This window comes from Kamptonema formosum PCC 6407 (assembly GCF_000332155.1).
In the GTDB taxonomy this organism is placed as follows: domain Bacteria; phylum Cyanobacteriota; class Cyanobacteriia; order Cyanobacteriales; family Microcoleaceae; genus Kamptonema; species Kamptonema formosum.
The window spans coordinates 1794720-1814924 of sequence record NZ_KB235903.1; the positions used below are offsets into that span (position 1 = coordinate 1794720).

At 45.9% G+C, this 20205-nt stretch carries 16 protein-coding genes; 6 read left to right on the top strand and 10 right to left on the bottom strand.

Features of this window, described 5'->3' with window-relative positions:
* Window positions 1–135 precede the first annotated feature (135 nt).
* Complete coding sequence (locus tag OSCIL6407_RS0112810; protein ID WP_007355503.1) at window positions 136–1113, top strand: YegS/Rv2252/BmrU family lipid kinase; 978 nt, start codon at window positions 136–138, stop codon at window positions 1111–1113.
* A gap of 173 nt (window positions 1114–1286) precedes the next feature.
* Here OSCIL6407_RS0112810 and OSCIL6407_RS0112815 read toward each other — a convergent pair whose 3' ends face one another.
* The 4 genes from OSCIL6407_RS0112815 to OSCIL6407_RS37785 all read right to left on the bottom strand — a co-directional run bounded on the left by OSCIL6407_RS0112815 (window position 1287) and on the right by OSCIL6407_RS37785 (window position 5616).
* The gene (locus OSCIL6407_RS0112815; protein WP_026103728.1) at window positions 1287–3089 is read right to left on the bottom strand and encodes a ribonuclease J; all 1803 of its coding nucleotides are present in this window, start codon (window positions 3087–3089) and stop codon (window positions 1287–1289) included.
* A 231-nt stretch (window positions 3090–3320) separates the two neighbouring features.
* A complete protein-coding gene (gene dapA / locus OSCIL6407_RS0112820) occupies window positions 3321–4214 on the bottom strand; it encodes a 4-hydroxy-tetrahydrodipicolinate synthase (protein ID WP_007355505.1) in 894 nt (297 codons plus the stop codon).
* Between the two features lie 110 nt (window positions 4215–4324).
* On the bottom strand, window positions 4325–5335 hold the full coding sequence (locus OSCIL6407_RS0112825; RefSeq protein WP_007355506.1) for an aspartate-semialdehyde dehydrogenase: 1011 nt from the start codon (window positions 5333–5335) through the stop codon (window positions 4325–4327).
* Between the two features lie 149 nt (window positions 5336–5484).
* Window positions 5485–5616 carry a hypothetical protein gene (locus OSCIL6407_RS37785; RefSeq protein WP_267879542.1) on the bottom strand — a complete coding sequence of 44 codons (132 nt, stop codon included), beginning with the start codon at window positions 5614–5616 and terminating at the stop codon, window positions 5485–5487.
* A 159-nt stretch (window positions 5617–5775) separates the two neighbouring features.
* Between OSCIL6407_RS37785 and tig the strand changes: the two genes are divergently transcribed.
* Complete coding sequence (gene tig / locus OSCIL6407_RS0112835) at window positions 5776–7203, top strand: trigger factor (protein WP_007355507.1); 1428 nt, start codon at window positions 5776–5778, stop codon at window positions 7201–7203.
* 346 nt (window positions 7204–7549) lie between these two features.
* On the opposite strand, the gene OSCIL6407_RS0112840 is transcribed toward tig, so the two are convergent.
* Entirely contained in the window at window positions 7550–8572 is a 1023-nt protein-coding gene (locus OSCIL6407_RS0112840; RefSeq protein WP_007355508.1) for a tetratricopeptide repeat protein, read from the bottom strand.
* 213 nt (window positions 8573–8785) lie between these two features.
* On the opposite strand from OSCIL6407_RS0112840, the gene deoC reads away from it, so the two are divergent.
* Window positions 8786–9469 carry a deoxyribose-phosphate aldolase gene (gene deoC, locus OSCIL6407_RS0112845; RefSeq protein WP_007355509.1) on the top strand — a complete coding sequence of 228 codons (684 nt, stop codon included), beginning with the start codon at window positions 8786–8788 and terminating at the stop codon, window positions 9467–9469.
* Here the strand turns inward: deoC and OSCIL6407_RS0112850 are convergent.
* A complete protein-coding gene (locus OSCIL6407_RS0112850; RefSeq protein WP_007355510.1) occupies window positions 9466–9891 on the bottom strand; it encodes a hypothetical protein in 426 nt (141 codons plus the stop codon). The genes deoC and OSCIL6407_RS0112850 overlap by 4 nt on opposite strands.
* Before the next feature lie 299 nt (window positions 9892–10190).
* On the opposite strand from OSCIL6407_RS0112850, the gene recO reads away from it, so the two are divergent.
* From recO to OSCIL6407_RS0112865, 3 genes are all read left to right on the top strand, one after another.
* Window positions 10191–11111: a DNA repair protein RecO gene (recO, locus tag OSCIL6407_RS0112855; RefSeq protein WP_007355512.1), complete on the top strand. Its 921-nt coding sequence runs from the start codon at window positions 10191–10193 to the stop codon at window positions 11109–11111.
* A 487-nt stretch (window positions 11112–11598) separates the two neighbouring features.
* Window positions 11599–13263: an MFS transporter gene (locus OSCIL6407_RS0112860; RefSeq protein ID WP_007355513.1), complete on the top strand. Its 1665-nt coding sequence runs from the start codon at window positions 11599–11601 to the stop codon at window positions 13261–13263.
* Between the two features lie 5 nt (window positions 13264–13268).
* The gene (locus OSCIL6407_RS0112865) at window positions 13269–14546 is read left to right on the top strand and encodes a glycosyltransferase family 4 protein (protein ID WP_019487298.1); all 1278 of its coding nucleotides are present in this window, start codon (window positions 13269–13271) and stop codon (window positions 14544–14546) included.
* A 33-nt stretch (window positions 14547–14579) separates the two neighbouring features.
* On the opposite strand, the gene dtd is transcribed toward OSCIL6407_RS0112865, so the two are convergent.
* From dtd to OSCIL6407_RS0112885, 4 genes are all read right to left on the bottom strand, one after another.
* Window positions 14580–15038, bottom strand: coding sequence for a D-aminoacyl-tRNA deacylase (gene dtd, locus OSCIL6407_RS0112870; protein WP_007355515.1), 459 nt, complete (start codon window positions 15036–15038; stop codon window positions 14580–14582).
* A gap of 84 nt (window positions 15039–15122) precedes the next feature.
* On the bottom strand, window positions 15123–16271 hold the full coding sequence (locus tag OSCIL6407_RS0112875; RefSeq protein ID WP_007355516.1) for a CobW family GTP-binding protein: 1149 nt from the start codon (window positions 16269–16271) through the stop codon (window positions 15123–15125).
* Between the two features lie 153 nt (window positions 16272–16424).
* On the bottom strand, window positions 16425–17624 hold the full coding sequence (locus tag OSCIL6407_RS0112880) for a glycosyltransferase (protein ID WP_026103729.1): 1200 nt from the start codon (window positions 17622–17624) through the stop codon (window positions 16425–16427).
* Window positions 17625–17678: 54 nt separating this feature from the next.
* Complete coding sequence (locus OSCIL6407_RS0112885; protein WP_007355518.1) at window positions 17679–20033, bottom strand: IMS domain-containing protein; 2355 nt, start codon at window positions 20031–20033, stop codon at window positions 17679–17681.
* Between the last annotated feature and the right edge of the window lie 172 nt (window positions 20034–20205).

The window sequence follows — 20205 nt, forward strand, 5'->3', positions numbered from 1 at the left end:
TTCTACATAAGAGCCTCCTGCCTCCTGCCTTCTGCCTTCTGCGTGACCCACAGACGATCTCAAAAACCCGGTTTCTAGAGCCATGAGCGGGGGACAGGGGATTTAGTTATTTAATCAACTTAAAATTAAGTAAAAATGAGTGAAAAACGTTCGGCTTGCCTAATCTTTAATCCCGTTGCTGGTAAAAGTGACCCCGATCAAGATTTGGCGAAAATTCGAGAACTTTTAGACCCTGTGATTGACTTAGAAATTTGGATGACTACTCCTGAAATCAGCGCGGCTCAACTTGCCAAGGAAGCTATTTCTAGAGGTGCAGAAACTATTATTGCTTCTGGGGGTGACGGTACTTTATCAGCAGTAGCAGCGGCGGTAGTAGGAAGTAATATCCCTTTAGGAATTATTTCGCGAGGAACTGCGAATGCTTTTGCTAATGCTTTAGAAATTCCTACTACCATAGAATCAGCCTGCGGAGTGATTTTAGGAGGGCTAACAAGGGTGGTGGATGCGGCAATGTGCAATGGTAAAGAACCAATGGTTTTGTTAGCAGGAGTTGGCTTTGAGGCGGAAACTGTAGAACAGGCGGATCGAGAGTCAAAAAATCGCTGGGGAATGTTGGCTTACATTCTGTCGGGAATTAAACAGTTGAACAATATGGAGAGTTTTGAGACGACAATTGAAACTGAAGATAAGATTATTAATGTTACTGCTGCTGCCGTAACGGTTGCCAATGCAGCACCGGCTACTTCTATTTTAGCTCAAGGGCCGGCGGGAATTATTGTTGATGATGGTTTACTCGATATTACAGTGGTAGCACCTGCGAATGCCGCAGGTGCGATCGCAGCTTCTTACCACTTATTACAAACAGCTTTGAGGGGGAGTGCTGTTGAACGAGATGACATTGGTTATTTGCGAGCAAAACAGGTTAAAATTACTACCGATCCGCCTCAAAAAGTTGTCTTAGATGGGGAAATTATTGGTAATACTCCGCTGTCAATTGAGTGCGTGCCAGGAGGATTAACGATTATTGTACCCTTAGCTGAAAATATCCCAGAGACGGAAAAGCTTTCTGGTTTGCCGAATCTGACGATTGAATTAAAGTCTCCAGAGGAATAGTAAATCGAAGGAAGAAGGATTTAGTTATCTAGGAGAGAAGGAAGAATGTTTACACAGTCAGCTTTTTAGCCATCCTTATCTTATGTTTAATTAGGTGGAGCTACTTAATAAACAAAAAAATAAACGCAGACAGATCGCTAAATCTATCTGCGTTCATCTCCCCTTAAAACCTGTTAAGAAGCAACTCTCGTAACAGTCCGAGGCCGTCGCCGACCAGTAAGCTTAACTTCCGGTTCTTCCTGAGTAACTTTAGGTTTCTCCGCCGCCCCCACATCTTCTGGATTTTGCATCAAAAATACCAGCAAGGGATTACTCTGAATTTCCCGACGTAGCAGCCTGTGAATCGCTCGTTCTAATTGCGTCTGCACTCCCACCCAGTCAACCTCAACTTTTGACCCGACAGGTTTAGCAAATTCTGACCAGCGATCGCTCAACACAGTTTCAATCGTCTGCGTAATCAACCGTTGTAACAGCGATCGCTCCACATTTGTGACTACACCCTTCAAATGAATTTCAGGCTTAACGATCAATTTGCCTTCCCAACCTAAAGCAGCCGCCACTGTTACAATGCCATCTTCAGCCAATTGCTGACGTTCCTTAAGCACGTTTTCCTTAACGACCCCCGCACGGGAACCATCGACTAACTCAATCCCTGACGCTACTTTACCGCCAACGGAGATGGAATTTTGATTCAACTCCACGACATCGCCATTGTCGATAATCACCATATTTTCTGCCGGGATACCCATACTCTGGGCCGTCTTCGAGTGCTGGATCAGCATCCGGTGCTCGCCATGAACCGGCAAAAAGAACTTGGGTTTTGTCATCGCAATCATCAGCTTTTGGTCTTCCTGACAGCCGTGCCCAGAAACGTGAATGCCTTTATCGCGACCATAAATTACATTTGCACCCAGCATCATCAACCTGTCGATCGTATTCACCACTGCGATCGTATTCCCTGGAATCGGATTAGCTGAGAACACTACTGTATCGCCTTTTTTAATCCTAATCTCTTGATGTTCGCAGTTAGAAATCCGCGTCATTGCCGACATCGGTTCTCCCTGGGAACCCGTAGTTAAAATTATTAACTTTTCATCAGGCATATTACGGACTGCCTTTAAGGGTTGGAAGATGCTATCTTCGCACTTAATGTATCCTAAATTGCGAGCATGGGCAATGACATTTAACATCGAACGCCCCACCACTGCCACATAACGATTATGCTTTTTAGCTAATTCTAAAACTATTTGCAGTCGGTGTACAGATGAAGCAAATGTTGTCACCAAGATCCTACCAGGAGCCTGAGCAAAAACTCTGTCGAGGTTAGGATAAACAGACCTTTCTGAAGGCGTAAATCCAGGTATTTCGGAGTTAGTTGAATCGCTAATTAAGCAGAGGACACCTTTCTCGCCGTACTCTGCCAGCTTTTGGAAGTCGAAAAACTCGCCATCTACTGGGGTGTGGTCGATCTTAAAATCTCCTGTGTGAATTAAAACTCCCACTGGGGTATGAATTGCCACTGTAAAGCTGTCGGCCATTGAGTGGGTGTTGCGAATATATTCAACTAAGAAATGTTTGCCAATTCGCACTATATCGCGAGGTCTAACTGTTCTTAATTCCGTCCGGTTGGAAACTCCCGCTTCTTCCAGTTTGCCAGATAGTAATGCCATCGCTAAGCGAGGGCCGTAAATTACTGGAATTTCAAATTGTTTGAGGTGATAAGGAATGCCGCCGATATGATCTTCGTGACCGTGAGTGACGATCATACCCTTGATTTTTTCCTTATTTTCTCGCAGATAAGTCATGTCTGGGAGAACAATATTTACGCCGTGCATTCCGTCACTGGGAAAAGCTAATCCTGCATCTAGGAGGATAATTTCATCTTCGTACTCGAAAACACAGGTATTCTTGCCGATCTCATGGAGTCCGCCCAGGGGGATAATTTTGAGAGTGGGTTCGCTTGAGTTTTTGGTCATCCGCATCATTGAATCTTTCAACATTGCATCTTTCGTAATCGGTAATCTGGGATTAATCATTGGTAATTAGTAATTGGTAATTGGTCATTGTAGTTGGTCATTGGTCATTTGTAACAGTTAATTATTAATTGTTAACTGTTAGCCATTAGCTATTAGCTATTAGCCATTAGCTATTAACCATTAACTATTTTATTCAGTTGTCTGAAAACTCGTTTTTGCCCCTGTAACTGGCTAAAGCATACCTAGCTTGCTAAGCTCATCTTTTAACTTTTTAACTATCTCCTCTGACGCTTCACACAGCGGCAGTCTGGGGGCTCCAACATTCCAGCCTTGGAGTTCCAAAAGTGCCTTAACAGGAATGGGATTTGTGGTAAGAAAAAGAGCTTTAAACAGGTCGAAAAGTTGCAGATGAATCTGGGTAGCGACTTGGACTTGACCAGCTTCAAAAGCTTGTATCATCTGTTGGAGTTGCTCTCCTACTATGTGGCTTGCCACGCTAACTACGCCGGTAGCCCCAACTGCCAACATCGGCAACGTTAGGGAGTCATCCCCAGAGTAAATCTGAAATTCAGGGGGCGTGATGCGTCGAATTTGACTTGCTTGATCTAAGTTGCCACTGGCTTCTTTGACAGCTACAATATTCGGAATTTCTGCCAACCTAGCGACGGTCTCTGGTAGCAGATTTACACTACTGCGTCCAGGTACATTATACACCATTATAGGCAATTCTGGAACAGAAGAAGCGATCGCTTTAAAGTGTCTATACAAACCTTCCTGCGGCGGCTTGTTATAATAGGGAACTACTTGTAATGATCCATCTAGTCCTAGTTTAGCAGCTTTTTGCGTCGCTGCGATCGCCTCGCTAGTAGAATTCGATCCCGTCCCTGCAATTACCTTCGCTTTTCCGGCTACAGCCTTTTGCACGACTTGAAATAAATTATATTCTTCTTCCCACGTAAGAGCGGGAGATTCCCCTGTGGTTCCGCAGACTACTATTCCATCACTGCCGCGATCGGCTAAATGCACTGCTAACTGTTCTGCTACTGCATAATTCACGCTACCGTCTTCCTTAAACGGTGTAATCATTGCAGTCAGAACCCTTCCAAAATTTACCACACTCTTCATAATTGTTAGTTGTTAGTTGTTAGTTGTTAGTTGTTAATTATTCATCATCTATTGTTCCTTGTTAGCTGTCTATTGTTCCTAGTTCCTTGTTTTACACTAACAACCAACCACTAACCACTAACCACTAACAATTCCGCAATTTGCACAGCGTTCAATGCCGCCCCTTTGCGAATTTGATCGCCGCTAAGCCAGAGTTCCAGAGCACAGGGATGAGAAATATCTTGGCGAATCCTGCCTACTAATACCTCGTCCTTACCACTAGCTTCCACAGGCATCGGGAAATAATTAGCTTCCCAATCTTCTACCAGCTTAATTCCGGGAGACTGACTCAAAATCTGCTTAGCTAATTTCGGACTAAAAGGCTTCGCAAACTCTAGATTAATCGCTTCCGAATGCGCCCGGAGTACGGGAACCCGAATGCAAGTTGCCGTAATTCTAATATCCTGGGTTCCGAAAATTTTGCGGGTTTCGTTTACCATTTTCATTTCTTCCTCACAATATCCTAAATCGTTGATTTTCGTATTGTGGGGAAACAAATTAAAGGCCAAAGGATAGGGGAAAATCTCAGTTTTGGGTGTTTCACCCTGCAAAATCGCCCTAGCTTGGGTCTTCACCTCTTCCATTGCTCTAGCGCCGGCACCACTGGCAGACTGGTAAGTGGCAGCAACTATCCGCTCTACTGGTTGAACTTGGTGCAACGGCCAAACGGCAACGGCCATTAAAATTGTCGTGCAATTGGGATTAGCGATTATACCTTGGTGAGTTGCCGCCGCCTCTGGATTCACCTCTGGCACAACTAGGGGAACAGTTGGTTCCATCCGAAAAGCGCTGGAATTGTCAATGACTACTGCACCAGCATCCACAGCTTTCGGGGCCCAAAGTTTAGAGATAGAGCCTCCCGCTGAAGCGAGGACTAAATCGACATTATCAAAAGAGCGATCGCCTACAGCCTCTACAGGTAACTTTTCGCCAGCAAAGGAGAGAGTTGTACCAGCGGAACGTGCAGAAGCCAACAGCTTCAAGTCAGCAAGGGGAAAGTCTCGGCTTTCCAATAACTCCAGCAACTCTGCGCCGACTGCGCCAGTTGCTCCTAGAATAGCAACTCGATAGGATTGGGGCAAATTAATTTCCTCCGATGGTTTGGGCTTAAAAGGTCGAAATCTGAAATTAAAATAACGATTTTACTCAAGGTAAAGCGATTGAATGTTAGGGGAGTGCAGGATCAGTTACCATAACTTAGTGTAGTTAACCGGAGTTGGAGCAGCGATCGCTAAATGGCTACGTCCAGATTATATCTATCGCTAGTGTAGCAGGCAACGATCTCTCTGCTTTGAGTTGGAGGCGATCGCAAAATCGCACTACTCCATGAGAGCGTATCTAACGAGAGCAGTATGGCAGTCATATCGCCAGTGAGAAAGTTGAAAAGTATGAGGAATCAGACTTTTAACCTTCTGCCTTCTGCCTTCATGCCTTCCTGCTCTAGGGCTATTGTCCCCTCCGCACCCACCGCATTTGCGCGAAAATTCTTCAAGCGTATTGTTTTAAGTACCATAAAAAGCCGATGAAAGTAACCCAGGAAAAGCTTCCAGCCAGCCAAATTGGTCTGGAAATCGAAATTACACCCGAAAAGTCAAAACAAGTCTACGAACAGGTAGTACAGCAATTTTCACGCTCCCTCAACATTCCTGGGTTCCGCAGAGGCAAAGTCCCCCGGCATATTTTGTTGCAGCGGTTGGGCCAGACTCGCCTGAAAGCTACAGCTTTGGAAGATTTGATTAATGAATCCCTCCAGAAAGCAATAGAGCAAGAAAATATTGAGGCGATCGGTAATTTTGAACTCCGATCCGAATTTGAGCAGTTGCTCAACCAGTTTGAACCCGGACAGCCGCTGACATTTTTAGCTGCGGTTGATGTAGAGCCGGAAGCTAAACTGGGAGAGTATACTGGTTTGCAGCTAAAAGCAGAAGATGTCAATTACGATGCAGAGCAAGTCAATCGGGTGTTAGAACAGTACCGAGCCGAAAAAGCTACTTTAATTCCCGCAGAAGGTCGAGCGGCTCAGTTGGGAGATATGGCATTATTGGATTTTCAAGGTAGATTTGCCATTGCACCTGAAGGCGAAGAACCCCAAGAAATCCCCGGCGGTAAAGCCGAAGACTTTCAAGTTGAACTACAGGAAAACCAATTTATCCCTGGCTTCATCGCTGGAATTATTGGCATGAACCCTGGAGAAACCAAAGAAATAGCCGTAGATTTCCCCGCAGAGTACGGCAATCAAGAGTTAGCTGGCCAGTCGGCGGTATTTACCATTACCCTCAAAGAGCTCAAAGAAAAAGAGTTGCCAGAGTTAGACGATGACTTCGCTCAAGAAATCAGCGAGTTTGAAACCCTAGCAGAATTGCGCGAATCTTTGGAAAAACGCTTTCAAGAAGAGCACCAGAGCAAAATTACTGCCAATAAGGAAGGAGCTCTGCTCAAAGCTTTGGAAGAGACAGTAGAAGTGGAAATCCCAGAAACAATGATTAGCCGCGAAGTTGAGTATTTGATGACTCAGCAGGCAATGCAATTAAGCAATTACGGGATTGACATCACGCAGTTCTTTACTAAGGAAAATATACCAGGGATTCGGGAGCGATCGCGCCCCCAAGCGATCGAGCGGATCAAACAGTCTCTCGCTTTAGTACAAGTTGCCAAACAGGAATCCATCTCCGTTGAGGAAGCAGAAATTCTCAAAGAAGAGAGAAAAGTAATGTCTCAACTTAAGGATAAAGATGTAGATCCAGACCGATTGCGGGAAGTCGTCGAAGCTGATTTGCTTAAAACCAAAACTCTCAAATGGTTGGAAGAACACAGCACAATTGAACTCGTTCCTGAAGGCAGTTTAACTCCTATTGAGGATGAGGATGAGGATGAGGAAGATGATGTGGAAACAAGCGCTAGTGATGCCACTGTGAGTGTGGAAGCTGAATCTGTAGTTGAGGAAGGTTAATTAGGGTTTGCTGAATAATCGATCGCAAACCAATAACAGGAGCGATCGATATATTCAAGCTTAGTTAAATAAGTAGCTCCATCTAATTAAACCGAAACGGCAAGGGCAGCATACTGTCCTCGCCCAGCCCTAGTTTCCAGACCAGATGCGATCGCTTCAGCTAAATCGGACTCATAGGCAAAAATAGCATAAGACTTTTACCAAAAATCTTGATTTAAGCCATTCTGTTAGAAAATAAATGCTCAAATCCTTGCTCGATCTACAGTTGAAAATTTGGCGCTAATTTTTATTTTTCCAGAGTGAAAAAAGATGGATAAAATTCGAGCAATTATTCAGCAAGCCCTATTTAACCTTCCAGCAGCGAATCAAACCGTTCTTCAGCGCTGATAGCCTGAAAATCCAACTCACTTAAAGCTAACTGTCGATAAACATCAGGAGCAAATTTTATAGCTTGTTCCAAATTGTCAATTGCCAATTCCGAATAGCCAAGCCGCGCATAACAACAAGCTTTGTTGTAAAAAGCATCCGCAAAAGTGCTATGAATTTCTAGAGCTTTGCTGTAGCAATCTATTGCGTCCCAATAATAACCGTTTTCTGCTAAGTTTACAGCTCGGTTGTACCAACTCAAATAATCATTCTCTAGCAAATCAACTTCTGTTTTTGCAGCGTTATTCCTTTGAGCTAAGCCGCCTAATTTTCCCCAAGCGAGTCCCCGTTCGTACCAAGCCTCGTCATAGTTAGGCTGAAGATCCAAGGCTCGATTAAAATTAATAATTGCCTTGTGATAATAACCTAGTCCCTTGAGTGCAAGACCTCGGTTATACCAAGCTCTAGCATCATCGGGTTTGAATTCGATCGCTCTCTCAAAACTGTTGAGCGCCTGTTCGTAGCAGTTGAGGTGCAATAGCGCTTTACCTTGGTTGTACCACGCCCAACTAGCGTCTGGTTGCAATTCTAGAGAGCGCTTAAAGCAGGCGATCGCTTTGTCACAGCGCCCTAAATGAATCAGCGTTAGCCCCCGATTATGCCAAATATTCGCGGCGTAGGGATTGAATTCTAGCGCTCTGTCAAAGCTGTTTAGAGCTTCTTCATGGCGACCTAAATTGCCCAAGGCGATCGCGCGGTTGTGCCAGCCAAAACTCGCGTTCGGTCGAAATCCCAGTGCCCGATCGAAACTGGTTAGTGCTTCCTGATGTCGCTCCAAATTCCCTAGCGCCATACCCCGCCCGAACCAACATTTGTAGTCGTCTGGCTGTAAATTGAGAGCTCTGTCAAAGCTGCTAAGGGCTTCATCGTTGTTGTTCGCTTCCAGGTGACGCGATCCGAGATGGTAAAACCACGCTGCTTCCATGTTGTGAATTAGGTTCATAACTTTAACATCTATCTTAAGGATGATTCTATCTCCAAATATCTATAAAATTAAACCGTAATTTCACTGAGAAGGGAAGGATTTTCCAAATTAGTCGCTGTAGCTCAGCATTAAAATTATTTGTAATGCCGCCAGGGCGGCGGTACTGTGAGCGTAAGTCCGATCGAAAATGAACTATGCTAAGGTTGTAAGTCTACGCGCGATCGCCATTTAATGACAGCAATCCAATCAGACATTGACATTGCCCCATTTATCGACCACGCCCTGCTCAATCCGGCTGCTACGCCAGAGCAGTTGACAAAGTGCTGTGAAGAAGCAGATCGATTTCAGTTCGCCACAGTCTGCGTATATCCCTTCTACGTGCGTGAAGCGGCCATTCTTCTACACGGTAAACACCCTAAAGTCTGTAGTGTAATTGCCTTTCCTACCGGAGCAACAACCTCAGCAGCCAAACTCTACGAAGCCCAAGAAGCGGCAGAAAATGGAGCTGCTGAACTCGATGTTGTCATCAATTTAGGTTTATTAAAAGCTGGAAAAACTGACAAATTACACCGCGATATTGCCGAGATTTGCGATGAAACTGGCTTAATTGTCAAGGCAATTTTAGAAACAGCGCTACTTACTGAAGCGGAGAAGCGACTGGCGGCTGAGATTTGTATGGATGCGGGTGTCACCTATCTGAAAACTAATACTGGTTTCTATGGCGGGGCTACAGTTGCAGATGTGAGTCTGCTGGATGAACTTGGGAAAGGGCGCGTGGGTATTAAAGCATCAGGAGGAATTCGTACTTACGAGCAAGCTGTAGATTTAATTGTGGCGGGTGCGACTCGTTTGGGGACTTCTCGCGGGCCTGATTTAATTCGCGATCGTAATAAGCAGTTAACGGTTAATAGTTAAAAAGTATGTTCACTAATTTCTAAAGTCACATCCCCATCACCTCCAATAGTTCCATTTCGGAAGGCGAAAAGAAATATCTTGGGATCGTAGAACGCAAATGCGTCCTTTCCAGATGCAGAAAAAACTTCTATGGCAAATTGAATGGGAATGCCGTTTGAGAAAACCAAAAGTGGATAGTCTGGATATTCGTTAACATCTCTGGCGGTATAAGTGACAGGAGTTAAACCTGTAGCCAAGTCCAAAAATTTAAAGTTAAAAGATAGCAGTCCCGGTCGATCTCCATTTCCACCATTGATGGTCATGAACTCCGAGCCTACTTTGGTCAGATGTGTATCGTCATAGGAAAAGTCACCTATGTAGACACCCGCGAAGTCACCACGACTTACGTTGACTTTGATTGTGCCCGTGATTGTAGCTGCCATAGCTGGAGATATTCCTAATGTGGATATCAAATATGTCCCAAGGATAGAGGGCAGTAATTTTAAGTTGTTAAATAATTATAGGACTTAGGCAAAGAAACCGGGTTTCTCAGAAAAATCTAAGATTCTCAAAGAGATATCTACCAAGAAACCCGGTTTCTCGCCTCAACGTGCGATCGCAGCTCTTCACACCCTACAATGAATTAAAAGAGCAACCAACAACTAACAACCAACAACTAACAACCAACAACTAACAACCAACAACTAACAACTAACAACTAACAATTAACAATTAACAATTAATGAATCGAACTTACAAAGCAACTGGAATTAACCTCAAAAGTATGCCTATGGGCGAGCATGACCGATTGCTAACGATATTGACGCGGGAATTTGGCTTAATTCGAGCCGTAGCGCCTGGAGTTCGCAAACAGCGATCGCACTTAGGCGGGAGAAGCGAATTATTTGTAGTTAACGAATTACTACTTGCCAAAGGGCGATCGCTCGATAAAATTACCCAAGCAGAAACAATAGAATCATACTCAGGACTGAGCAGAGACTTAGGAAAACTAGCATCAGGTCAATATCTCGCAGAATTGGTACTAACTCAAGCCCTTTCCGAGCAACCCCAAGAAGAATTGTTTAGTCTGCTCAACGAACACCTCAGCCGCCTAGAGCGTTTACCCCGCAAAACTGACAGCAAAACAGTTGTCGCTCATCTAGCGCACGGCATTTTTCATCTACTAGCATTAGGAGGAATAGCCCCCCAAGTGCAAGTCTGCGGAATCACCCAGCGCCCCCTGAACCCCAATTTTACCGATCCAGACTGGCAAGTGGGATTTAGTATCTCCGATGGAGGAACCATTAGTTTATCTGAATTAGCTAGTTTAGAAATAAAGCAACAAGGGAATGAGAGTATAGAAAAAGAATTATCAGAAAACTCCCCCCGCGTTCTGCCAATACCAGAGCGCTTACGAGCCCGCTATCTGCAAACTACCCAAGGGCGATCGCGCCGACAAAGTACCAAAATCAACGCAGCGGAATTAGCCATTCTCCAGCAGCTAGCTTTGCCTGAGCTTCCTGAATCTAGCTATTTCTCCGATTCTGGCAACTGGGCCGCCGTCGAACGCCTGTTGCGCCAATACGCCCAATATCACTTAGGTTGCTCCATCCTCTCTGCGGCATTGATCGATACTTACGTAGAAACCGAAAATTACGTTTGAAGATGCTAGCGACGTAAGACAATTAAAAATATTAGGACTTACGCACTCTTAACTTAAAACCGCGATCGCCCGTCATCGGAGTCAACTTAAGCCAAAAGGGGCCAGGGGTTAAAACCTCTGCCTAATAGCTTAAGTCCTCTGAAGAGGACTAATTAAATTTAAAAGTCTTCTTATGAGTCCTCTTCAGAGGACTTGACTTGTGAGACAGGGGTTTTAACCCCTGACGGACACACTAACTGACTGACAGACGAAGTTCGGTCATCTCTTCTACGTAATTCCTGTAAAAAGTTAGAAGATGATAAAGCTAGCGGTTAAAGTTTCAAAATATAGCAGTCGCCAAGGTGACACCAGACACGATTGATTGCTGAAACCCTTGCAACGATCGCCTCTACCTCCTGCATAAGAGCCTCTTGCCTCCTGCTATATAGTACCTCTCTCGCCAACAGCAGTTAACCCTTGGTTTCTGGCGACTCCCCCTTACTAAAATATGATGCGACTGTCTGATTCTGATTTGAAAATATCACTTTTACCTCTGAGCCACAAAATAGCGGAATCTGGAGAGCACAACCCCCTCTTCCACGATCGCCCCACCTCTGCGGAACCAGAATATCGGGCAAAAGTAGAAGACTTCACAACTCCCCTGACTGCTGAAAAATATACAGGGAATGGCACAAAGCCACAACCGGAAGAATTGCCGAGCTCTCCCCCAGCAATGCTAGAGGAGAAAAGCACCCTAAACCTTGAATCTCCCACTATTCCTCCAGGGTTTCCGCCTGCAAATATGGCAACCCCATCTAACGGCGCAGCCTTACCCCTTAAGCCTTCTGAAGAGGAACCGGAACGCGGATTTTTGCCCGTGTTGAGAAACCGGAATTTTTTGGCTCTATGGAGCGGTCAAATTTTCTCCCAACTCGCAGATAAAGTTTATCTGGTGTTGATGATTGCCCTGATTGACACTCGTTTTCAATCCGCAGGCCAAACGATTAGCGGGTGGGTGTCGGCGGTAATGATTGCATTTACGATACCTGCGGTGCTGTTTGGTGCGGCTGCGGGTGTGTTTGTGGATAGGTGGTCGAAGAAGGCAGTGCTAGTGGCTACGAATCTCCTACGGGGGGGTTTGGTGGTGACGCTGCCCTTGCTGCTATGGCTATCTCAAGATATGAACTTGGGTTCTGTGCCGGTGGGCTTTTGCTTGCTACTGTTGGTGACATTTTTAGTGTCAACTCTGACTCAATTTTTCGCACCGGCAGAACAGTCAGCTTTACCTTTGATTGTAGAAGGCCGTAACTTACTGTCGGCTAATTCCCTCTATACAACAACGATGATGGGGTCGGTGATTATTGGGTTTGCAGTGGGAGAACCACTCTTAGCCTTAGCAGATGCGATCGTTGGGCAATTGGGCGGCGGATTTGGTATTGGTAAGGAGTTGGCCGTAGGGGGAAGTTATGCGATCGCCGGATTGCTATTACTATCGCTGAAAACAGGCGAAAAAACTGACGCTTTAGAACACGAACCCCCCCATCCCTTAGAAGATTTGCGCGAAGGATTGCGCTATATCAAACATCAACCCCCTGTCCGTAATGCCTTAATTCAACTGGTAATTCTATTTTCCATCTTTGCGGCCTTAGCAGTTTTGGCTGTGCGATTGGCTGAGGTACTACCAGGAATGAAAGCTTCTCAATTCGGCTTTTTATTAGCAGCAGTAGGCGTGGGAATGGCAGTTGGGGCGGCGATTCTGGGTCAGGTGGGACACAGATTTTCTCATAATCAACTGGGTCTAATTGGTAATGCGGGGATGACGGGGGCTTTAATTGGGCTATCTCTGTTTACGCACCATTTATGGCTGACAGTGCTGTTTATTACTGTCTTAGGGGCCTTTGCGGCGGTGGTAGGGATACCGATGCAAACGACTATCCAGCAATCCACTCCCGAAGAAATGCGGGGTAAGGTTTTTGGTCTGCAAAATAATGCGATTAATATCGCCCTGAGTTTACCTCTGGCTTTGGCTGGGGTGGCCGAAACATTTCTGGGTTTGCCAGCGGTATTTTTGAGTTTGGCGGGGTTAGCGATCGCAGGGGGTATCTTAACCTGGTATATTTCCCGTAGCAATACTAAAGTTAACCAAAGCTCACACATAACAAACCCTGATTGACCGGAATGCACATTGCTTGGCTTGGGAAAAAATTCCCTTTTTGCGGTAACGTTACCTACTCTCGTGAAATTACGAATGGCCTGTTAGACCGAGGATACCAGGTTAGTTTTTTGCACTTTGCTCAAGAAGCTGCTGAGTCTGACAGAACTGCTGATTCTTGGTTGTGGACTAATGATTGGGGACTTTTGGCCCGCGAGTGGGGATTGGGGAAAGGTAAGGTTTCTCCACCATCCCAAAAGACTCAATCGCCAATTTTTAATAGTGAAGCGCGAATGGTGTGCGAAGTTCCCTTGCCCTACCTAAAAAAGTGGCAAATTTACACCATTCCTACTTTCAAATCGAGAGATGTTTTGAAGAAGTCTCTGGAACGACTAAAACCAGATTTGGTTCACGCTTCGCTGACGCTTTCTTTGCTAGATTTTTTCGTCTTGCCAGAAATTTGCGAAGAATTGAATTTGCCCTTAGTAGCGACTTTTCATCCGCCTTTTGACCGTAAACTTCGCAATTTAACATCGGGTACGCAACACCTGATGTATCAGTTATATGCTCCTTTTTTGGCTAATTACGATTGCACGATCGTCTTTTCTCAGATTCAACGGGATATATTAGTCGAGTTGGGAGTCCCGGAGGAAAGGGTGACAATTATTCCCAATGGAGTTGACTCCCTGAAGTATTCTCCAGGGCCTTCGGCACTAAAATCTGAATTAAATGCCGATCGCGTTTTTGTCTACCTTGGCCGGATTGCGATGGAGAAAAATGTTGAGTCGCTGTTAAAGGCCTGGAAAAAGGCAGAAATGGGCCCAGGTAGCGTGTTAGCGATCGTTGGTGATGGGCCAATGGCAGCTTCTTTACAAATGTTTTACGGGGAAGAAGACGGCATTATCTGGATGGGTTTTATTGAGGATGAGAACCGCCGGATCGAAATTCTCCGGGGTGCTGATGTGTTTATTTTGCCTTCTTTAGTTGAGGGTTTATCCTTGTCTTTGTTGGAGGCAATGGCCTGCGGTTTGGCTTGTCTGGCGACGGATGTAGGTGCTGATGGGGAGGTTTTGGAGGATGGTGCTGGGGTGGTTTTGAATCCTCAGCGGGTAAGTAGTGAATTGCAAACACTATTACCACTATTTCGAGATCATCCTGAGTTGACTACGTTGTTGGGGCAGAAAGCTCGTCAGCGGGTAATCGATCGCTATACTCTATCAGGGAATATTTCTCAGGTGGAAAAGCTTTATGTTGAGATGTTAGCCCAGCGAGAGGTTAAGCAGAAAGGTTTGGTGAGTTATTAGCGTAAGGAAGGTTAAATTAAATAACTTAACTCCCTATGAGCTTGCCTCTCGCTCTAGCAACAAAGTAACAGGGCCATCGTTATCGATCGATACTTGCATCATGGCCCCAAAGCAACCTGTTTCGACTCGCAGACCACTCTGACGCAACTTGGCAACAAATTCTTCGTAAAGTTTCTGGGCTCGTTCAGGAGGTGCTGCTGTGTCAAAAGAAGGGCGACGGCCTTTACGGCAATCTCCGTAAAGGGTGAATTGACTAACTGCTAGCACCTCGCCACCAATATCTTGAACTGATTTATCCCAGCGATCGCTACTCTTACTATTATCAGGAAATAGCCGCAGTTGCAGGCATTTGCGGGCCATCCAGTCGAGTTCTACCTCGGTGTCAGTAGCGGCAATCCCGATCAGCAAATTTAGTCCTTGCCCAATTTTGCCCACAATTTGACCGTTGACTTCCACTTGAGAAGATTTAACTCGCTGGACAACTACTCGCATTGGTATCTAAGAAGGAAGAAGGAAGCAATAAGGACAACGGTTTCTATAATCGTTAACAGTTAACTGTTAACTGTTAACAATTAACTATTTCCCAAAGCCTTTGCCACGACCGACGGAAGGAATACAAAGGCAATTTTCTAACTGCGATCGCAGCGTGTCATGTTCTAAACCTTGACCGATCAGCACGATCTGATTTTTTGGCTGACCTTTCCACTCGTCGTCATCAATGGAAAAACGCTTGCCGCTAAGATGGAAAATGTGCCGCTTAGGACTTTCCTCAAACCACATAATACCCTTAGCTCTAAACACATTCATCGGTAGTTGATGATCGAGGAAATACTGAAATTTCCTTAAAGAGAATGGGCGATCGCTTTGGAAAGAAAGCGAAGTAAACCCATCATTCTCTAAATGGTGGGAATGGTGGTCATGGTGGCTATGATCGTGATGTGAATGATCGTGATGATCGTGATGATCGTGGTCATGTTCATGGTCATGGTGCGCGTGATGTGAATGCTCGTGATGATCGTGCCCACGATCGTGTCCGTGACTATCATTAGCTTTCTCAGGTTGGAAATATTTATCTGACTCAAATAAACCTACACTGAGAACTAAAGGGAGGGGAACTTGCGATCGCACTGTCCGCACAATTCGCGCCCCTTCTTTCACATCGCGAATCTTAACTTCCAACAAATCTAAATTTGCTTCATCAACCAAATCTGCCTTATTCAACAAAATGATATCGCCGTAAGCAATTTGACTGTAAGCAGCTTGACTGTTGAACAAATCTAAGCTATAATTAGCTGCATCTACGACAGTCACAATTGAATCCAGACGAGTCATATCTCGCAGTTCAGTACCCAAGAAAGTCAGGGCGACAGGCAAAGGATCTGCCAGTCCCGTTGTCTCTACTACCAGATAATCTAACTTCTCTGGACGCTCTAAAACTTTATAAACAGCATTGACCAAATCTTCATTAATCGTACAGCATATACAGCCGTTATTCAACTCCACCATGTTGTCGTCGGAAGTAACAATCAGCTCGTTGTCGATGCCGATTTCGCCAAACTCATTTACTAGAACTGCTGTTTTCAAACCTTCCTGATTGGTCAGAATATGGTTGAGCAGTGTTGTCTTACCGCTGCCAAGAAAACCAGTAATAATTGTGACTGGTAATCCTTGTTTTGGAGCCTCCATTGTAGGTGTGGCTTCGATTTGATTAGTTGTGGATTGCATAGACTAGGGGCTAGGGGTTAGGGGCTAGGGGCTAGGGGAAGAAGGGAAGAAGGGAAGAAGGAAAGAAGGAAAAAGAGACATAGAATTAAGTGGGATTCAACAATTCAGAGTGCTTTAAACGCCTTAGCGGTTGCTATAAATAACGTCAGAGACTCAAAGAATTATCGGCTCAAAAGCTAGTCTATTAATTTTAGCTCTAGTTTCAGATGTTCGGAAGACATGGAGCAAATCGTCTACTGCGTGTTTCCAGGTAAACTTGCCAGCAACAAAACTAGGGCCAAATTGACGAGCTCGCGCTGCGATCGCAGTTTCCTCGATGTTGGCTTGCATCAAAGCTATCAAATGGTCTAGATTGGGAGCTAAGATCGAGAAGCTTTCGCCGTCAATTGTCAAAGGCCTAAGTTTGCTCTCTATTTGCAGTGCGAAGTCTGGATGAGTGAAATCGTCAGTAGGGCCGCCTTGAGTGCAAATCACGGGCAAACCGCAAGCGGCTGCTTCTAGCACAGGCAAATTGAAACCTTCTGCCAAATAGGGAGAAACGTAAACATCAGCCGCTTGGTACAACTGAGCTACTTGAGAAAATGATAGCTGAGTGCCAGTATAAATAACTCTGGTTGCTACTTTTTCTCTTTCCGCATCGCTGAGGACGGCGCGGCTAGCTTGAGCTATATCATCTTTAGAAGGATACAGCAATTCTGAACCTTTTAATACCAGTTTAGCGTGAGGATAGCGCTCAATTACCGCAGCGAAGGCTTTTAATAAGGGGCGGATGCCTTTTCTATCAGTGCAGCCGCCGATATTTAAGAATATAAATGAGTCTTGCCATCCGAAGGCTTGGCGTAAGGCTGTTCTTTGTTCGTTTGTAAGCGGATGATAGATATCAGTATCAACACCAAGGGGAACAACGGCGATGCGGTTGGGTTGAACGCCGCTGCGAATGAATCCTGCTTTTGACCACTGGGAACAGGTAATAATTTTTGCCTCTGAATTGACGGGAGTTTCTGTTAGGGAAGATACGCCAATTCCCTCTAATACGTTGTTAGTAACTGTTCCCCATTCGGTAGCTGCAAATACCCAAGTTTGACTGCTATTGGAGTTGGCGAAGTTCCAAGGGCAATACATTCGTAGAGTAACATCTGCTGGCTGATTTGGTGCGGGAGTGGGGATGTTACGCAATGCTTGAGTAGTGCGATCGCGATCGCTAACTTCTGTTTTCCAACCTTCATCAATATAAGGCATATCGCGATGGAATAGCTCTAAGTCTGGACGCTTAAGCATTTCCATCATTTGAAACTGATTTACTACGCTGTAAGAGTGACAAAGAAAATGCCACCCTTCAACAATAATTTGCAATGCAACCTCCCTCACAGTTAACTGTTAACCGTTAACTGTTAACCGTTAACAAAACTATCTTAAGACTTCCCAATCTCTAATCCGCCATTGGCCGTCAATTCGGACTAAATCGTAGCGCACGCGCAAGCTATCATCGCGTGCAGTTGTAGGTTGGCCGCGCTCAAAAACCTGTGCTTTTTCTGTCACCTCTGCTTCAACTTGAGCCTGATCGGGATTCGTTTCGTTAGTGCGAATTGAACTTACTTGTAAAGTATGATCGTAAGTCTGATAAACATTATTTCGCTGTTGAGCTTCTGCCATTGGCATCCATCTGGTCAAAGCTGGCTCTACAAGAATTTCTTTTAACTGATCGATCTGGTAGTCTTTACCCAAGGCTGCTCTTTTAGCAGAGAACCAAGATTCAATCACTTGCTTGCCAGATTCTTCGTTCAGGGGGCCTGACGCTGTGGGAGATGGTGGTTCTGGTATGGGAATTTCGAGCGGTGGCTGGTCTAATCCTACAAGGGCTTGCTCTCCTTTTAGAGTTGGCCCGGAGAGGCTTTGTAGGGCATTTGCTAGCAAATTGAAGGCTTGTACTGTTAAAAAGCCTAACAGGAGGAAAGCTAGAATTGCGATGACGATCGCAATTGTCCTGTTTTTATGAATTTTAATCGACTTCAACCGCGCCTGTACTTGCTGCCAGTTGAATGGTTCTCGGCCAGCAGCTACACCTACAGCTTCTCCTCCAGTGAGTAGGCCGCGCGATCGCCCGGAAGTTCCCCGCTTGCGCTCTCTTAATGGTAGCGTTGGCGATCGCCCCGCTCCCTCAGAGGCAGTTTTAGGCTGGACAGTTGTACCTACCGAGGTTGTTTCGGAAGAAAGGCGAGGGGTTGTTGGGGCGCTGGAGGTTCTAGGGGTACTTCGCACTGCTGTTGTTAGACCCGCTTCTGGCGCACTCAAAGTAACTGTAGCAGTCCGATAGGAAGTAGCAGTGGGGGTTTCTGGTTCCCTTGTTGGGGGAGTCACCAGTAGGGGTTTGCCGAGGCGAGGGTGTACTGCGATCCACTCATTAGCTACTTCTGCTTCTGTGGGCAAAGCTTCTAAGTAAGCTTGCACGTTTTTATCAGCAAAATAATCTTTGAGAGAAACCGGCTCGTCGGCCAAGTCTCGGAAGTGGGGAAATACTTCTTCCTGTAACCAGTGTTCGGCGTATAAACACAATCCCGGTAGTAAATCTGGGGAATCTTGGGAATTTTCCCGAATAAAAGTCAGGGGTTCGCTTTCGGAACTCAGCTCTAAAGCGCGGCTAGCTTCTTCGGTTTGGCCTAATAACAGGGCGCACACTGCTTTTTCCAAGTGTACGTCTTGGCGACGGCCTAATTGCATCAGCATCAGCTTAGCGCGGCGGATCAGGGCAGGCAGTCGGGCGGCAAAGCCTTGAGCTAAAAGAGTGTAGACTGCCAAGTAGGTCGCGACTGCGGAGGGACGGCGGGCTTCGGCTTCAAATAAGCTCTGTTGCTCGGCGGTAGTTAAGTGCTTCCGCAATTGCTGCACGAAGCGGAGGAAATCTTCTATACCTAAACCAGATTGATCGTCGCCAGAACCATCTATACCGCCGCGCTCTTGGAGCATTTCGCGGAGGAATTGTAACCCTCTGGTGCGATCGGCAGTTTTTTCTGGCGGTAGCGCTAACAATTCTAAAATCCTATAGGGACGCAGCTTGTAGAGATCGGCTTGCATTTCACCCCTCACAGTAAGAAATAAGCTTTCCCGCAGCAGCAATTCCTGACCTGCTTCTAAGGATGCGGCGGCATTTTCGTGTTGACCTTGCTGCCACTGTTCGCGACCAAGTTCTAGGTAGGCAAGGGCTGTGGTTAAAACTATATCGGGCCGGACGAGTTGCGGGTCGCCAAAACGACCTTCTCTGATGGCGCTGCCATTGCTGAGATAGGGACGGGCGATTTTGATTGCCAGTTCGTATTCCCCTAACTCTTGCAGAATCAGCAACGCCCCGGCAAATTGCTTGTCTTCGATGTCGATGCTGGGAGTATGGGGATCGGGGGCGGCATCTAAGGCCCAGAGGTCAGAGTTGAGATTGTCTCCTGACTCCTGTAAGACGGTGGCGCTGGGGCCAGGTTTTTGGCCGGATGCAGTTCTCTCCCAGAGGTGTTTTGCCCCGGAGAGGCCTGAGTCGTGTTCGGACTCGTAGGTTTTAGCTAGGAAACTGGCATCGTAAGCTGAGCGCTGTTCTGAGTTGGACAGGACAGCGTAGGCTTCGTCGAGTAGTTGTTTTCTAGCAGCGATCGCGACTTCCGAATACTCCCTTCTGGGAAGTTGTAAAGTGCGATCGCGGTGAGCTTGCTGCAACTGTTCGGCAGTAAGCTGGATCGGCAGACCTAAAATCCGGTAGTAGTCCAGTGGAATTAGCACAGCCCACTTCCCCAAAGCACGAGCAACTGAATTAGCATATCTTAGCTAAGGTTTGTGCGAAACATAAGTGTTACGCATTACCGAATCTAGCATTTGGTAACGCCGCCCTCTGGAAGGTACTTGTCCCGCCGAGATGGAGGCCTAGCGTTTAGTGATGCGTAAGTCCTGACAT